Below are 16,125 nucleotides of genomic sequence, written 5' to 3' on the forward strand. Positions count from 1 at the left end.
TGAAATTAAGTAGGTTAATCCGGACACTTCAGCGCCGTTATCGCTTATAAGAGAAGTACATTTTTGTACTTAACCATAGGTGGTACCGCGGTTAGTAAATCGTCCTAGACAACATTGTCTAGGACTTTTTTATTGGAGGATTTTTAATGACAGATTTAGCACCTAAATACAACCCTAATGAGGTTGAAAAAGGCAGATATCAAACTTGGCTTGATGAAGATTTATTCAAGCCATCCGGTGACAAGAAAGCTCACCCATATTCAATTGTTATCCCACCACCAAACGTAACTGGTAAATTACACTTAGGTCACGCATGGGATACCGCAATTCAAGATACTTTAATTCGTTTCAAGCGTATGCAAGGCTACGACACTCTTTACCTTCCAGGTATGGACCATGCCGGTATTGCTACCCAGGCTAAGGTTGAAGCTAAGCTTCGCAAGCAAGGCAAAGATCGTCACCAAATGGGTCGTGAAGCTTTTGTTAAGCAAGTTTGGGACTGGAAAGACGAATATGCTTCAATTATCAAGGGCCAATGGGCTAAGATGGGTCTTTCACTTGACTACTCAAGAGAAAGATTTACTTTAGACAAGGGTCTTTCAAAGGCAGTTAAGAAGGTCTTCGTCCAACTTTACAAAGAAGGTCTTATTTACCGTGGTGAATACATCATTAACTGGGACCCAGCACTTCAAACTGCTTTGAGTGATATCGAAGTTATTCACAAGGATGACAAGGGTGCCTTTTACCATGTTAAGTATCCATTCGCAGATGGCTCAGGCTATGTAGAAATTGCTACTACTCGTCCTGAAACCATGTTTGGTGATACTGCTGTTGCGGTTGCACCAGGGGATGAAAGATACAAAGATATCGTTGGTAAGGAATTAGTATTACCACTTGTTGGTCGTCATATTCCAATTATCGAAGACCAACACGTAGATCCAGAATTCGGTACTGGTTTAGTTAAGATTACTCCAGCCCATGACCCTAACGACTTCCAAGTAGGTAACCGTCATAATTTGAAGAGAATCAACGTTATGAACGACGATGGTACTATGAATGAAGAATGCGGCAAGTACGCTGGCATGGATCGTTTTGACTGTCGTGAAGCTTTAGTTAAGGACCTTAAAGAAGAAGGCTACTTAATTGAGGTTGAACCAATCGTTCACTCAGTAGGTCACTCAGAACGTTCAGGCGTTCAAGTTGAACCACGTCTTTCAAAGCAATGGTTCGTTAAGATGAAGCCACTTGCTGACAAGGTTCTTGAAAACCAAAAGACTGATGGCAAGGTAAACTTTGTTCCAGATCGTTTCGAAGGTACTTTGGACCACTGGATGGAAGATGTTCATGATTGGTGTATTTCACGTCAATTATGGTGGGGTCACCGTATTCCAGCTTGGTACAACAAGAAGACTGGCGAAACTTACGTAGGTGAAGAAGCTCCTAAGGATATCGAAAACTGGGAGCAAGATCCAGACGTACTTGATACTTGGTTCTCAAGTGCATTATGGCCATTCTCAACTCTTGGCTGGCCTGATACTAATTCAGAAGACTTCAAGCGTTACTTCCCAACTAATGCGTTAGTAACTGGTTACGACATCATTTTCTTCTGGGTATCAAGAATGATGTTCCAAAGTCTTCACTTCACTGGCAAGCGTCCATTTAATGATGTTGTTTTGCACGGTTTAATGCGTGACGAACAAGGACGCAAGATGAGTAAGTCACTTGGTAATGGTGTTGACCCAATGGACGTAGTAGACAAGTATGGTGCTGACGCTCTTCGTTGGTTCCTTCTTAACGGTACTGCTCCTGGTCAAGATACTCGTTATGATCCTAAGAAGTTGTCAGCAGCTTGGAACTTCATTAATAAGATTTGGAACGCAAGCCGTTTCGTAATTATGAACTTGCCTGCTGATGCTAAGCCTGCACACATGCCAGATGTAAGCAAGTTTGACTTGTCAGATAGATGGATCTTTGATCGTTTGAACCACACTGTTAGTGAAGTAACTCGTTTATTTGATGAATATCAATTTGGTGAAGCAGGCCGTGAAGCTTACAACTTTATCTGGAATGACTTCTGTGACTGGTACATCGAAATTTCTAAGGTCGCTTTGAATGGTGACGATGAAGAATTAAAGGCAAGAAAGCAAGAAAACTTGATTTGGATTCTTGATCAAATCTTACGTTTGATGCACCCAATTATGCCATTTGTTACTGAAAAGCTTTGGCTTTCAATGCCTCATGAAGGCAAGTCAATTATGGTAGCTGAATACCCAACTACTCATAAGGAATTTGAAAACAAGCAAGCAGATAGTGACATGGCCTTCTTAATTGAAATTATTAAGGCTGTACGTAACATTCGCATGGAAGTTAATGCTCCAATGTCTAGCCAAATTGATATTATGATTCAATTAGATGATGAAGCTAACAAGCATGTTTTGGATGAAAATGCTGACTACGTTGAGAACTTCTTACATCCAAAGGAATTAACTGTAGCTGCAGAAATCGAAGCTCCAAAACTTGCTAAGACTGCCGTTATTCCAGGTGCACAAATCTTTGTTCCATTAACTGAATTAGTTAACGTTGATGACGAATTGGCTAAAATGGAAAAAGAAGAAAAGCGTCTTGAAGACGAAGTTCAACGTGCCGAAAAGAAACTTGCAAACAAGGGCTTTGTTGACCATGCTCCAGAAGCTGTTGTAAACAAGGAAAAGGAAAAGAAGGCAGATTACGAAAGCCAATTGGCTGGTGTTCGTGAACGAATTCAAGATTTGAAAGAGAGTAAATAATTGAAATTTACCAATGCTGAAGAGGTAATCCATTATGTATATTCATTGCCTCATTTGCATCCTAAGAATGATTTATCTTTTATCAAGAAGTTGCTCCAGCAATTAGGTAATCCGCAGGATCAGGTAAAAACGATTCATATTACGGGAACCAACGGTAAAGGTTCAACATCATACTACTTAGCAAATCTATTAAAAAAGGCCGGTCAAAAGACTGGCCTTTTTGTCTCACCTTATGTTTATCAATTTAATGAACGAATTCAATTAAATAATCAAGATATAAGCGATGAAGATTTAGTTAATGTGGCTAATAAGGTTCAAGCTGCCTTTGAAGAAATTAAGCAAGAAGATAAAGAATTTTCGTTAGTTACATTTGAGTATGAAGTTGCGATGGCCTTTGTTTATTTTGAACAAGAGCATTGTGATTATGCCGTGATTGAAGTCGGAATTGGCGGCGAGCATGATAAAACTAATGTGATTGTCCCAGAGGCAAGCATCATTACTACGGTAGGATTAGATCATGAGAAGATTATTGGACCGACAATTCAAGATATTGCGCGAGAAAAGAGTGGCATTATCAAGAAAAATCGTCCAGTAGTATTAGGGAATGTTCCTGATGATGTTCTGCCTATTTTGGTGAAAAAGGCAGATATAGAGCATGCACCACTTTTCCGATTAAAGCATGATTTTGCAATTACAACGCAAGATGGAGCGTTGAAGTATACAGATGATAAACGCAGTATTTCTTTTGATTTTCGTCCGCAGGTAGAGGCCTATGATATTGCTGTAGCCGTTAAGACCTTTTTACTTCTTAAATTGAAGCTAGATAATCAAGAGATAGCAGCTGCAATTGATCAAACTCAGATTCCTGGACGTTATCATATTTTGCAAAAAGAACCATTAATCATTTTGGATGGAGCTCATAATATTCAAGCAATGTCCAATTTGCTGGAAGTAATTCATGCCGAAGCAAAAAAACGGCATAGCCATGTTTATGCTTTAGTGACCATGATGAAAGATAAAGACTTAGAGCAAGTTTTTAATTTATTTAACCAAGATGATCAAGTGTTATTAACAACATTAGATTATCCTCGTGTTGCTAAAGAAAATGATTTTCCCATTGATGTCCAAAGACGATATAATTATGAAGGAGATTATCGGGAAGGCTTTGCTAAATTAAAAGAGAAGATGAATGCCAGCGATATTCTGCTGGTGACCGGATCGTTTTATTTAGTAAGTGCAATTTTAAATTGGAAAGGAAAAGGCAATGCAGGTTAAAGGGATAAACGATGATATTCAAGGCATTATCTTTGATATGGATGGTCTATTGGTTAATTCTGAAGAATTGTATTGGAAGGCTAATATCCAAGCTGCAGAAGAAGAAAAACTTGGGACGCCTAGGGATGCATATTTAAAGTTAACTGGTGCAACTGTTAAAGAAATGCAGGATTTTTATCATAAATATTTCAAAACTGATGCTGATCGTGACCGATTTATTAAAAGAACCGATGATTTGGTTTGGCAGTGGACCGATGAAGGAAAATTAAAGTTACGTCCTGGTGTTCAAGAAGCATTAGATGAATTTAAAAATCGTGGCTTGAAAATGGCAATTGCTTCAAGCAACTACGAAGATGTGTTGCAACACTTTTTGTGGGCAACAGGGATTAGAAATTATTTTGATTTTCATCTAAGTTATTTAGATGTGCAAAAGGGACACATTAAAGCTAAACCGGCACCAGATATTTATTTAGCAGCTACTAAAAAAATGAATCTAGCAAAAGAAAATATTTTGGTTTTTGAAGATTCATCAACTGGTGTCCAAGCTGCGAAAAATGCAGTCTTAAAATGTGTAATGGTGCCAGATCTAATGGCTCCGACTGACCAAGACAAACAGAATGCTATAATGATTTGTCAAAACTTTTTTGATTTTCTTAAAAAAATTTAGCTCTTTTTTGCGTATTAAGTAATGAAGGGAGAAATTTTTATGATAGAAATAAACTCAAATCATTACTTTGTAAATACAGACCTAGAATTACTAGCTAAGTTATTTGAGCAGTTCAAGGATAAAGGAATTAGAACTTTTGAAGAGTTAGAGTCTTTTTTAAGAAAAAGAGATTTTAATTCCTTCGATGATATAGTTCAATTCATAACAGGTTCAAGTTGCCCCAGCAATTTGGCGATTACGGCTGAAGAGGTAATGGATCGCCTGCGAATGGCGTCATCTAAACGCAAACCTGTTTTAACCTCAAGTGTTGAAGTTGGGACATATTTAGCTGATAAATTAGTAGGTCACAAGCAAGAAGAGCTTTGGGCATTATATGTCGATAATGGAAATCGAATTGTAGCTGAGAAAAAGATTTTTCAAGGCACGTTAAATAAATCAGTCGCACATCCGCGAGAAATTTTTCGCTGGGCCGTAATCTATGACTGTTCGGGGATTTTTATTGCTCATAATCATCCTAGTGGTAAATTAATGCCGTCTTCCAACGACTTTGAATTAACTAAAGATCTATATCGGGCGGCAAAAATGATGAAAATTGATCTTTTAGACCATTTTATTGTGGGACAAGGACAATATTTGAGCATGCGTGAAAAAGAATTGTTTTAAACTTCTTTAAAATTTGCGTGAAAATCACCTTTAAAGTTATAGTATGCTATAATTATTCAAGATTTAGAGACCGCAACAATTAAGGAGAGATTTTTGTGTTTGGATTAGGTACAAAGAATATTGGTATCGATTTAGGTACAGCCAATACACTTGTTTACATGGAGGGTAAAGGAATTGTTTTAAGAGAACCTTCTGTAGTAGCAAAGAATACACATACAGGTGAAGTAATCGCAGTTGGTTCAGAAGCCAAGGAAATGATTGGTAGAACCCCAGGTAGTATTGTAGCTATCCGTCCAATGAAGGATGGGGTTATTGCTGATTACGACACTACTGCTGCTATGCTTAAGTACTTTATGGAAAAGACTGTTGGCAATTCTAAGCCTTCAGTAATGATTTGTGTTCCTTCAGGTGTTACTGAAGTTGAAAAGCGTGCTGTAATTGATGCAGCTAGAGTAGCTGGTGCTCGCGAAGCTTTCGTGATTGAAGAACCATTTGCTGCAGCTATTGGTGCAGGCCTTCCAGTTATGGATCCTACTGGTTCAATGGTTGTTGATATCGGTGGTGGTACTACTGATGTTGCTACTATTTCATTAGGTGGTATTGTTTCATCAACTTCAATTCGTCAAGCTGGAGATAAGTTTAACAATGCAATTATTAATTACATTCACTCCAACTTTAATTTATTGATTGGTGAAAGAACTGCTGAAGATATTAAGATTCAAGTAGGTTCTGCTTCAATTGAAAAAGCTAAGGAAATTGAAGCTATGAATATTCGTGGTCGTGATTTGGTTACTGGTTTGCCAAAGTCAATTGATATCAACGCTGAAGATATCGCTAAGGCTATTCAAGATGTTGTTCAAGACATCATCGTTGCAATTAAGGAAACTTTAGAACAAACCTCTCCTGAAATTGCTGCCGATGTTATCGACCACGGTATCGTTTTAACCGGTGGTGGTGCATTGCTTAAGAACTTGCCAGAAGTAATTTCTGAAGCAACTAAGGTTCCAGTATTTATTGCACAAGATCCACTTGATTGTGTGGCAATTGGTACTGGTGAATCACTCAAGAATATTGAAGTAATGCGTAGAAGTCGCAAATAATAAAAAAGCCGGCTATGGCCGGTTTTTCTTTAGGATCAATTCTTAATGAAAAAATTTCTACAAAATAAAAAGTTATTATCAACATTTATTGTAATTATTGTCATTTTTGCCGTTTTAGGTGGGAGTGTTAGTTTACGTAATAAACGTAATGCTCCATTGCTTGTTCAAAGCTTAGGAAATGATATTGTAGCCTTAGGATCTAGAATTATTGATGTTCCGGTAGGTTTTATTTCTGGTGGTTTGAATAATGCACATGAGATTTTAAATGCACAAGATGAGAATAACCATCTGAAGCGCCAAATTACTAATTTAGGTCAAACTAAGGTCCGTAATGCCAGCTTAGAGAAAGAAAATCGGCAGTTAAAAGCAGCATTGAATTTGAAAGATACTTTAAGTGGTTATATTTTGATCAATGCTTCAGTTATTTCTCGTGCTCCAGATACCTGGTCAGATCTACTTACAATTAATAAAGGTAGTTCTTCAGGTATTAAGAAGAATATGGCTGTAATGTGTGGTGGTGGAGTTATTGGACGAATTGTTGAAGCTAATGCCGCTTCTTCAAAAGTCGAATTGATCACTACTACAGATGAATCGGCTAACCGTTTTTCTGTTCAAGCAGATGTTGCTAATGGCAAGACCGTTCACGGGATCATTACTGTTACAGCTAATAACCAATTAGCCTTTACTCAGGTAGTTGATGGCCGCAAGTTAAAGGCCGGCACTAGAGTTTACACGAGTGGTATGGGTGGTAATTCGCCTAAAGGACTTTTAATTGGTACTGTTACTCAGACTACCCGTGATTCATTTGGTTTATCTGATCAAATTAGAATTAAACCAGCAGGTGATATTAGCGATCCGTCAGTTGTTACAGTTATTGAAAGACAGGTGGCTAACTAATGTCTATTTTTCGTAAATGGGTTTTAGCAATTGGACTTTTTGTTGCCATTGTTGTAGATGGTGTTTGTTCATTTTATTTGCATCAATTTATGGATTATGGAAGTTTTGGTGCCGCTAGTCTAATTTTACCGATTAGTGTAATGCTGATTGGACTTTTTGATGACACCAATGAAAATGAAATTTGGCTGGCCTTAGGCACGGGAATAGTTGCTGACATTTACTTTTATGGCTTTATTGGAGTTTATGCAGTTTTCTTACCTCTCAGCTGTTGGATTTGTCAAAAAATTGCTCGCTTTTTACCAGAAATATTTTGGGCAAGACTAATTGTAGTTTTATTAGGAACGACAATTTTTGTAGCATATAGTTGGCTGATCTTTAACATGATAGGAATAGCTACGACGTCGATTCATGGCTTATTAATGAGTCTATTAGTGAATCAAGGATGGACGGCAGGATTCTTCGTTTGTTTATACTGGATTTGGGGTAACCTAGCACAAGATTATCCGTTCTTAATTGATTTAAATGCTTATCGTGTGTAAAAATAAAAAGAGACGAGAAAAATTTTTCTCGTCTCTTTTTTTAAAACATTCCTGCTCCGGCCATTGCACCGACAGCACCAGCAACAACTGCGGCTAATGTAATAACTGCCATTAACCAAGCCATTACAATTGTCAATTTTTGAAAACCAGATTTCTTCTTCTTTTTTCGTGCCATAAAAAGCCCTCCTACTTGAACAATATTTTATGCTTATTAATAGTTTTTTTCAAATGAATTGTAGTTTAGAATAAAAAGGATGGAGGATCTTTTATGCTTTTTATTTTCTTAATACCAATTATCGGTTTGGTAGCAGCTTTTTTAATTAATAAAATTTTCCCACATGCTCAGTTTAGAGGCTATGATGTTTTGCCTTTTTTCTTGCTTGCCGCATGCAATTTAGCCACTACACATGCTAACTTGCCTTCTTTTTTACCATATGGATTTTTATTTTATTTTATCTTAGTTATTATTGTGTCTTTAAACGATGCAATTAAAAATAAAAATATTTCATTAGGTAAAACGATTCGCAAGTTATGGGATTATTTAGCTGCTTGCAGTTGTTTTTGGTATCTTGGTTCGTTAATTTTAATGTTTGCTTATTAATTTAGTTACTAATTTTTTAATAAAGTAAAAATCATTTGTATATGCAAAAGCCGCAAAATTATAATATTTTGCAGCTTTTTTAAATTTTATAAAATAAAAAGATAAATAAGCATAAAAATATGTATTTTTTTCCAGAGTTTGTGGTAGAGAGTGGTGAATTGTGGTAAATTATTTAGTGGAAGGGGGCTAGACCATGTTCATGGGTGAATATCACCACAATCTTGATAGCAAGGGTCGCCTAATTATACCAGCGAAACTTCGCGATCAAATTGGGAATAAGATGGTATTTACTCGAGGAATGGAAGGCTGTATTTTTGGTTATTCGATGGAAGAATGGCAAAAGATAGAAGCCAAATTAGCAAAACTTCCGTTGACTAAGAGGAATACGCGTAAATTTATGCGTTTATTCTACTCTGGTGCGATGGAAAGTGAGTTCGATAAGCAGGGGCGTGTCAATTTTACATCGACATTAAAAGCTCATGCTGGACTTACTAAAGAATGTGTCATTGTAGGAGTTTCTGACCGAATTGAAATTTGGGCTAAGGAACGTTGGGATAGCTTTGAGGAAGAAGCTAACGAAGACTATGATGATATTGCTGAAAATTTGGACGACATTGAACTATAAAACTATGAAATTCAAACACACCAGTGTACTCTTACACGAAACTATAGATAATTTAAAACCAAAAAACGGTGGTCTTTATGTAGATGCAACTTTTGGCGGCGGTGGGCATGCCAAGTATTTGTTAAGTAAAATTGAAACTGGTACGTTAATCGGTTTTGACCAAGATGAATATGCGATAAAATCGGCAGAGTTGAACTTCGCTGATTTATTGCAGCCAGATAGTGAACCTAAATTGAAATTAGTACATGACAACTTTAGTAATCTGGAGCAGGATCTAGTTAAGCTGGGTTACGCAGATGGAATAGATGGCATATATTACGATTTAGGTGTTTCATCACCTCAGTTTGATCAAGCTGATCGTGGCTTCTCATATCGTTATAATGCAAGGTTAGATATGAGAATGGATCAAAGTCAAGATACGGATGCATATCAGTTAGTTAATACTTTAAGTCAAAAAGAGCTAGCAGATATTTTATATCAATATGGAGATGAAAAATTCTCCCGGCAGATTGCTCATAGGATCGTAGAAAGACGTAAGGATAAGCCAATTGTGACAACCTTTGAATTGGTTGACATTATTAAAGAGGCGATTCCCGCGTATACACGAAGGACTGGAGGACATCCAGCTAAGAAAAGCTTTCAAGCTTTACGAGTTGCTGTTAATCACGAACTTGATGTTTTACAGGCTTCACTTGAAGAAGCTATTAAGATTTTAAGACCTGGTGGCAGAATTAGCGTGATTACCTTTCAGTCCCATGAAGATAAAATCGTTAAAAAGATTTTTAAGAAGTATTCAGAGGTTGAGGTTCCAAGAGGAATGCCCTTTGTGCCAGACGATATGAAACCAACACTTCGTTTGGTAAATCGCAAACCGATTACTGCTTCAACTTCCGAGTTAGAAAACAATAACCGCTCACACAGTGCAAAACTACGGGTTGCAGAGAAGTTATAAAGAGGAAAATGCTATGGCTGACAGCTCAGCAAGAAAAATTGAATATGAACCTAGAAAACAGAATGGTTCGCAGAAACGTCAACGAATTATCCTTGATCCGCGTAAAGTTCCTTACAATATTTTAGAGAAGACTTTACTAGCAATAGGAAGTATCGTCACCTTGGGAATGATGATCTTCTTGGTTTCTTCTAGTATTTCTGCAACTTCGGCTCAACATGAGCTAAGTCAAACTCAGCAGACAGTTGCTAAGGAACAGAATAGGATCACCGATTTACGTCAAGAAATTGGTGAGTTAACTTCTACTTCACGCTTAAACAAGATTGCGCGTGAAAAAGGATTAACTCTGATTAATAAAAACATTAGGACAATTCGCTAATGAAAAAAAATAGTAATTTAAAATTACAAAAATCCAAAGCTCACAGCTACCGCTTCACAGTGGGGAGAGTTCTCCAAGTAGCTGTGGCTTTGGTTTTTCTTGTATTTACAGCTAGATTTTTATATATAGGAATTTCTAAAACTGTCAGTGGACAGAACTTGTCGCAGAGAACTAAGCAGCTTTATAGGCGCAATGAGATTATTAAGGCGTCGCGGGGAACAATTTATGATTGTAATGGCTTAGCGATCGCAGAGGATTCGCATTTGTATACTATTTATGCAATTTTGGATAAGTCGTCAATTAATTACAAAAATAAACCAGAATATGTGGTTAATAAAACTGAAACTGCAGAGAAGCTATCAAAGGTTTTACCACTATCTGCGGATAAGATTTACCAATATTTGAATCCCAAGCATAAAGCTTTCCAAGTTCAATTTGGTAGCGGCGGTAGCGGCCTAACTTTAAAGCAGAAGAAACAGATTGAAGCCATGAAATTGCCTGGTATTAAATTTGTAGAGACGCCTTCTCGTTTATATCCAAATGGTAATTTTGCTTCGCATATTGTGGGATTAGCTCAACCAGAGTATGACAAAAAGACTAATAGTGAAGCATTAGTTGGTACTATGGGGTTAGAAGCCTACTTTAACAATACTTTGACTGGTAAAGATGGTTATCGCATTTCAACAGTAGATGCTACTGAAAATCAATCACCTAACCAAAGTCAGGTTTATAAACCAGTTGAAAATGGTAATAACTTGTATTTGACATTAAATTCACAATTACAAAGTTATTTGGAGACAAAACTAACTGAAGTTCAGAAGGCTTATGATCCTACTTCTATTACCGCAGTAGTTGAGGATATGAAGACAGGAAAAATTTTAGCTGCTTCACAGCGTCCAACTTTTAATCCTCAAACTAAGAAGGGCTTAACTAAGTCATATCGAAATATTTTAGTTCAAGATACATACGAACCAGGTTCTGCATTTAAGGTGTTGTCATTTGCGGCTGCAGTAAACAGTGGTAATTACAATCCTAATGAATATTATCGTTCAGGTTCAGTAAGTATTGGTGGCTCGACAATTCATGACTGGCTTACTTCGGGTTGGGGTACCATTCCTTTTTCACAAGCTTTTGAAAGATCAAGTAATACCGGTTTCGTTAAGTTGGAACAAAAGATGGGCTCAAAAACTTGGAAAAAGTACCTTAAGAGGTTCCATATTGGTGAAAAAACTGGTATAACTCTTCCAGGTGAACAACCAGGCTTCATTTCATTTAAGACTTCAGTTGACCAAGCGGTAACTGCATTTGGTCAGGGGGTTAGCGTAAATGTAATGCAAATGATGCAGGCCTACAGTTCCTTGGGGAACAATGGTCAAATGGTTAAACCACAATTAGTTGATAAAGTTACTGATTTTAATGGTAAAACAATAAAGGGTTACCAAATTAAAAAAGTCGGTACGCCAATTTATTCTGCTAAAACTAAACGAGTTGTTTTGGCTAATATGAGAAAAGTTTTGAATAAACAGTCAGGTACTGGTTCAGCCTACAAGATGGGGAATGCTGATATTGGAGTTAAAACTGGTACAGCACAGATTGCCAATCCTAAAGGTGGCGGCTATCTTAAGGGCGATAGTAATTACATCTTCTCGGTTGTAGGTGTTTACCCTACCAAGAATCCTAGATATTGTATTTACCTAACTATCAAGCAACCTCATTTGGCTGGGACAACAGCTGAAAAGATTTTAGCTTCTATCTTTAAACCAATGATGAGTCGAATTATTACAATGGCTAAAAGTGATAATTCAACCACGACTGTTAGTGTTCCTAATTTCAAGAATATGACAGTTGCTCAAGCTTCAGCTAAAGCTAAGCAAGTTGGTCTTAACTTAGTTAAAATAGGTGAAAAAGATAGAATTACTGCTCAAGGAATTAAGAGCAGTGAGAAATTGGAGTCTGGGGACAAGATCTTTGTATATACCTCAGGTAAAATAAATTGTCCTGATATGAAGGGGTGGAGTTTTAATGATTTACATCAATTCTCTAATGTATCAGGTATTAAATTAAGCATAAAGGGAACCGGAACTGTTACCAGCCAAAGTGTGGCCAAGGGAGCAGAGTTAAAATCTGGAGAAAAAATAAAAGTTAATTTAAAGGAGTAGCATAGGATGAGTATTATGCAAGCAAGTTTTGTTGCTTTAATTAGTTCATTAATTTTGACGGTAATTTTTTTACCGTTGTTAATTAAGTTTATGCATTCGCATCATGAAGGACAGGAAATTCGTGATGAAGGGCCAAAATGGCACCAAAAGAAATCAGGAACTCCTACAATGGGAGGAACAATTTTTGTTATTGCAGCAGTAATTTCTGTTATCTGGGTTGCTGCATGGCAACATAGCTTGAACAAAGTTGTTTGGATTTTAGTAATCAGTCTTTTAGGTTACGGTATCATTGGTTTCCTTGATGATGGAATCAAGCTGTATTACAAAAGAAATTTGGGTTTAAGAGCATGGCAAAAACTTGCTTTACAAATTATTATTGCCATTGTGATTGTATTAATTGCTTCAAGCGATCACTTTAATTTTGGTTTATACATTCCATTTGCTGGAGTTGTTCATAGCGTAGCATTATTTGTAATCTTCATTATTTTCTGGTTGGTTGGCTTTTCTAATGCTGTTAACCTTTCAGACGGTTTGGATGGCTTAGCTACCGGGTTATCTGTAGTAGCCTATGGTACATATGCTTATATCGCATTTAAACAAAAGAATTTGGCTATTTTAGCCTTTTGCATGAGTGTAATTGGCGGTTTGATTGCTTTCTTTATTTTCAACCATAAGCCTGCCAAAATCTTCATGGGGGATGCAGGCTCACTTGCATTAGGTGGTGGTCTTGCTACAGTAAGTATTATGCTTAATAGACCATGGTCACTTTTGTTAGTGGGTATTGTATTTGTATGTGAAACTGCTAGTGTAATTATGCAGGTTATTTCTTTCCAAACTACTGGTAAGAGAATTTTTAAGATGACTCCTATTCACCATCATTTTGAAATGTTAGGCTGGTCAGAATGGAAAGTAGACATTGTTTTTTGGATTGTTGGTTTAGTAGGTAGTATTTTATATTTAGCAATTTGGGGATAAAAATAAAAAATGAAGGATATTAAAACTTATAGTAATAAGAATATTTTAGTTTTAGGTTTAGGTAAAAGTGGATTTGCAGTTAGCGAATTACTTTTAAAATTAGGTGCTAAATTAACCTTGAATGACAAGGCTGATCTTGATAAAAATGAAAAAGCACAAGAGCTAAAGGCTAAAGGCGTTCGTGTAATTGGCGGACATCACCCAGTTGATTTACTTGAAAAAGAACATTTTGATTATTTAGTTAAAAATCCAGGTATTCCATATGAGAATCCAATGGTTAAAAAAGCTGAAGAACTAAATATTCCAATTATTACAGAGCCTGAAATTGCTTTAAGTTGTAGTGATGCTCCTTATGTTTGTGTCACAGGTTCAAATGGTAAAACTACCACTGTGATGCTCACTCAAAGAATTTTGGATCATCATTTACAAAAATCAGGTCATCATGCCTATGCAGTAGGTAATATTGGTGTGCCAATTTCTGAAGTAGTACCTAAGGCAACTAAGGATGATATCTTGGTAGTAGAAATTTCTAGTTTCCAATTACTTGGCGTAACAGATATTGATCCTAAGGTGGCTGCTATTGTCGACATTTATAATAATGTTCACTTGGACTATCACAAGACCTTTGAAAATTATGTAAATGCTAAGTTGAACGTTACTAGAACTCAAAATAGTGATGACTACTTTATTGCTAACTTTGATCAAAAAGATATTTTAGCTAAAGAAAAAGAAGTAACACCTGCTAAGATGCAAACTTTCTCAGAAACAGATTCTAATGCAGATTACTTTATTGGTGATGAATATCTTGAGAGTCACAATGAAAAGATCATGAAGATTGCAGATATCAAATTACCAGGTATTCATAATTTACAAAATAGCTTGGTTGCAATTGCAATTTCAAAGATTATGGGTGCAGATAATGATGATATTGCAGCGGTTTTGAGTACTTTCACTGGTGCTAAGCACCGTTTGCAATATGTAACAACTCTTGATGGACGCAAGGTTTATAATGATTCTAAGTCAACTAATATTGAAGCAGCTACAGTTGCTATTCCTGCATTCAAAGAACCAGAAGTTTTAATTGCAGGTGGTCTTGATAGAGGATTCTTGTTTGATGATTTAGTACCATTGTTCAAGAAGCATGTTAAATCTATTGTTCTTTATGGAGAAACAAAATATCTATTAGCTGATGCTGCTAGAAAAGCTGGCATTAAAGATATTGTAATTGTTAATACTCTTCAAGAAGCTGTTCCAAGAGCATATGAGTTAAGTGAACCTGGAGATGTAATCTTGTTCTCACCAGTTTGTGCTTCATGGGATCAATTCAGAACCTTTGAAGATCGTGGCGATTACTTTGTAAAATTTATTAAGGAATTGAAGACTAAATAAAATGAGAGTTATATTTACCGGCGGTGGCACAGGTGGTCACATTTACCCAATTATGGCAATTATTGAACGTTTGAAAGAACGTGGAATTAGCAAAAATGATGAAATTCTATTTGTCGGAACTAAAAAAGGATTGGAATCTAAAATTGTTCCTGCAGCTGGTGTTAATTTCAAAACAATTAACATTCAAGGATTTAATCGGAAGCATCCGTTGAAAAACTTTGAAACCATTAAATTGTTTTTACAAGCTACCAAGAGTGCACGGAAGATTTTAAAAGAATTTAAGCCTGATGTCGTTTTGGGTACAGGTGGTTATGTTAGTGGAGCTATGGTTTATGAAGCAGCTAAAATGCATATTCCAACTATGATCCATGAATCCAATTCAGTTGTTGGTTTAGCTAACAAGTTTTTAGGCCACTATGTTGATCGCATTTGTTACACTTTTGACGATGCTGCAAAAGAATTCCCTGAAAAAAAGAAGCTAGTTAAAACAGGTAATCCAAGATCACAACAGGTTTTGAGCTTACATGAAGAAAAGATTGATATAAAGAAGAAGTGGGGACTTAGTTCAGAAATGCCAACTGTTTTAGTTTTTGGTGGTTCCCGTGGTGCTTTAGCTATCAATCGAATTATGCTTAAGTCATTAATGAATTTAAAGACTAAGCCATACCAAATTATTTGGGCTACAGGTACTTACTATTTTGATTCAGTTCAAAAGAAGTTAGAGAACGTAGATATTGGTAATAATATTAAGGTTTTGCCATACATCAAGAACATGCCCGGTTTATTACCAGAAATGACTTGTGTTGTTTCAAGATCTGGAGCAACAAGTATTGCGGAGTTCACTGCATTAGGTGTACCTGTAATTTTGATTCCAAGTCCTAATGTAACGCACAATCACCAAATGAAGAATGCATTAGATTTAGAGAAGGCTGGCGCAGCCTTGGTCATCCCAGAAGATGATCTTAACCCTAATAATTTTGTTTCTTCAATTGATCATATTTTGCTTGATGAAAAATACGCTAAAGAAATGAGTCAGGCTTCAAAGGCATTAGGTGTACCTGATGCATCTGATCAAGTGATTAAAGTGATGGAAGAGATTTCACGCTAGGAGGCCGGTGAGG

Annotated in this window: 16 protein-coding genes; 15 read left to right on the top strand and 1 reads right to left on the bottom strand. The window is 36.5% G+C overall.

Going from position 1 to position 16,125, the window contains the following annotated elements:
- The first annotated feature begins 146 nt into the window (after positions 1-146).
- The 7 genes from FC37_RS01400 (at position 147) to mreD (ending at position 7,927) form a co-directional block, all read left to right on the top strand.
- A complete protein-coding gene (locus FC37_RS01400) occupies positions 147-2,786 on the top strand; it encodes a valine--tRNA ligase (RefSeq protein WP_025005065.1) in 2,640 nt (879 codons plus the stop codon).
- The gene (locus FC37_RS01405) at positions 2,787-4,061 is read left to right on the top strand and encodes a bifunctional folylpolyglutamate synthase/dihydrofolate synthase (protein ID WP_025005064.1); all 1,275 of its coding nucleotides are present in this window, start codon (positions 2,787-2,789) and stop codon (positions 4,059-4,061) included.
- Positions 4,051-4,728 carry an HAD family hydrolase gene (locus FC37_RS01410; RefSeq protein WP_025005063.1) on the top strand — a complete coding sequence of 226 codons (678 nt, stop codon included), beginning with the start codon at positions 4,051-4,053 and terminating at the stop codon, positions 4,726-4,728. The genes FC37_RS01405 and FC37_RS01410 overlap by 11 nt, the downstream gene beginning before the upstream one ends.
- 39 nt (positions 4,729-4,767) lie before the next feature.
- A complete protein-coding gene (locus FC37_RS01415) occupies positions 4,768-5,391 on the top strand; it encodes a JAB domain-containing protein (protein WP_025005062.1) in 624 nt (207 codons plus the stop codon).
- Positions 5,392-5,486: 95 nt separating this feature from the next.
- Positions 5,487-6,491, top strand: coding sequence for a rod shape-determining protein (locus tag FC37_RS01420; protein ID WP_025005061.1), 1,005 nt, complete (start codon positions 5,487-5,489; stop codon positions 6,489-6,491).
- A gap of 45 nt (positions 6,492-6,536) precedes the next feature.
- Positions 6,537-7,388, top strand: a complete 852-nt coding sequence (gene mreC, locus FC37_RS01425) for a rod shape-determining protein MreC (protein ID WP_025005060.1) — start codon at positions 6,537-6,539, stop codon at positions 7,386-7,388.
- Positions 7,388-7,927: a rod shape-determining protein MreD gene (mreD, locus tag FC37_RS01430; RefSeq protein WP_025005059.1), complete on the top strand. Its 540-nt coding sequence runs from the start codon at positions 7,388-7,390 to the stop codon at positions 7,925-7,927. Before mreC ends, mreD begins: the two co-directional genes overlap by 1 nt.
- 40 nt (positions 7,928-7,967) lie before the next feature.
- On the opposite strand, the gene FC37_RS09945 is transcribed toward mreD, so the two are convergent.
- Positions 7,968-8,102, bottom strand: a complete 135-nt coding sequence (locus tag FC37_RS09945; protein ID WP_081776546.1) for a DUF4044 domain-containing protein — start codon at positions 8,100-8,102, stop codon at positions 7,968-7,970.
- Positions 8,103-8,195: 93 nt separating this feature from the next.
- Between FC37_RS09945 and FC37_RS01435 the strand changes: the two genes are divergently transcribed.
- The 8 genes from FC37_RS01435 to murG all read left to right on the top strand — a co-directional run bounded on the left by FC37_RS01435 (position 8,196) and on the right by murG (position 16,112).
- Positions 8,196-8,528, top strand: a complete 333-nt coding sequence (locus FC37_RS01435) for a DUF3397 domain-containing protein (RefSeq protein ID WP_025005058.1) — start codon at positions 8,196-8,198, stop codon at positions 8,526-8,528.
- 193 nt (positions 8,529-8,721) lie between these two features.
- Positions 8,722-9,153, top strand: a complete 432-nt coding sequence (gene mraZ / locus FC37_RS01440; RefSeq protein ID WP_025005057.1) for a division/cell wall cluster transcriptional repressor MraZ — start codon at positions 8,722-8,724, stop codon at positions 9,151-9,153.
- A 4-nt stretch (positions 9,154-9,157) separates the two neighbouring features.
- A complete protein-coding gene (gene rsmH, locus FC37_RS01445) occupies positions 9,158-10,105 on the top strand; it encodes a 16S rRNA (cytosine(1402)-N(4))-methyltransferase RsmH (RefSeq protein ID WP_025005056.1) in 948 nt (315 codons plus the stop codon).
- A 13-nt stretch (positions 10,106-10,118) separates the two neighbouring features.
- On the top strand, positions 10,119-10,481 hold the full coding sequence (gene ftsL / locus FC37_RS01450; protein ID WP_025005055.1) for a cell division protein FtsL: 363 nt from the start codon (positions 10,119-10,121) through the stop codon (positions 10,479-10,481).
- On the top strand, positions 10,481-12,640 hold the full coding sequence (locus FC37_RS01455; protein ID WP_025005054.1) for a penicillin-binding protein: 2,160 nt from the start codon (positions 10,481-10,483) through the stop codon (positions 12,638-12,640). The genes ftsL and FC37_RS01455 overlap by 1 nt, the downstream gene beginning before the upstream one ends.
- A gap of 6 nt (positions 12,641-12,646) precedes the next feature.
- Entirely contained in the window at positions 12,647-13,615 is a 969-nt protein-coding gene (gene mraY / locus FC37_RS01460; protein ID WP_025005053.1) for a phospho-N-acetylmuramoyl-pentapeptide-transferase, read from the top strand.
- Between the two features lie 9 nt (positions 13,616-13,624).
- Entirely contained in the window at positions 13,625-15,004 is a 1,380-nt protein-coding gene (murD, locus tag FC37_RS01465; RefSeq protein ID WP_025005052.1) for a UDP-N-acetylmuramoyl-L-alanine--D-glutamate ligase, read from the top strand.
- 1 nt (position 15,005) lies between these two features.
- Complete coding sequence (gene murG, locus FC37_RS01470; protein ID WP_025005051.1) at positions 15,006-16,112, top strand: undecaprenyldiphospho-muramoylpentapeptide beta-N-acetylglucosaminyltransferase; 1,107 nt, start codon at positions 15,006-15,008, stop codon at positions 16,110-16,112.
- Positions 16,113-16,125: the final 13 nt, after the last annotated feature.

The sequence above is a fragment of the Lactobacillus gallinarum DSM 10532 = JCM 2011 genome, assembly GCF_001434975.1.
GTDB classification, from domain to species: Bacteria; Bacillota; Bacilli; order Lactobacillales; family Lactobacillaceae; genus Lactobacillus; species Lactobacillus gallinarum.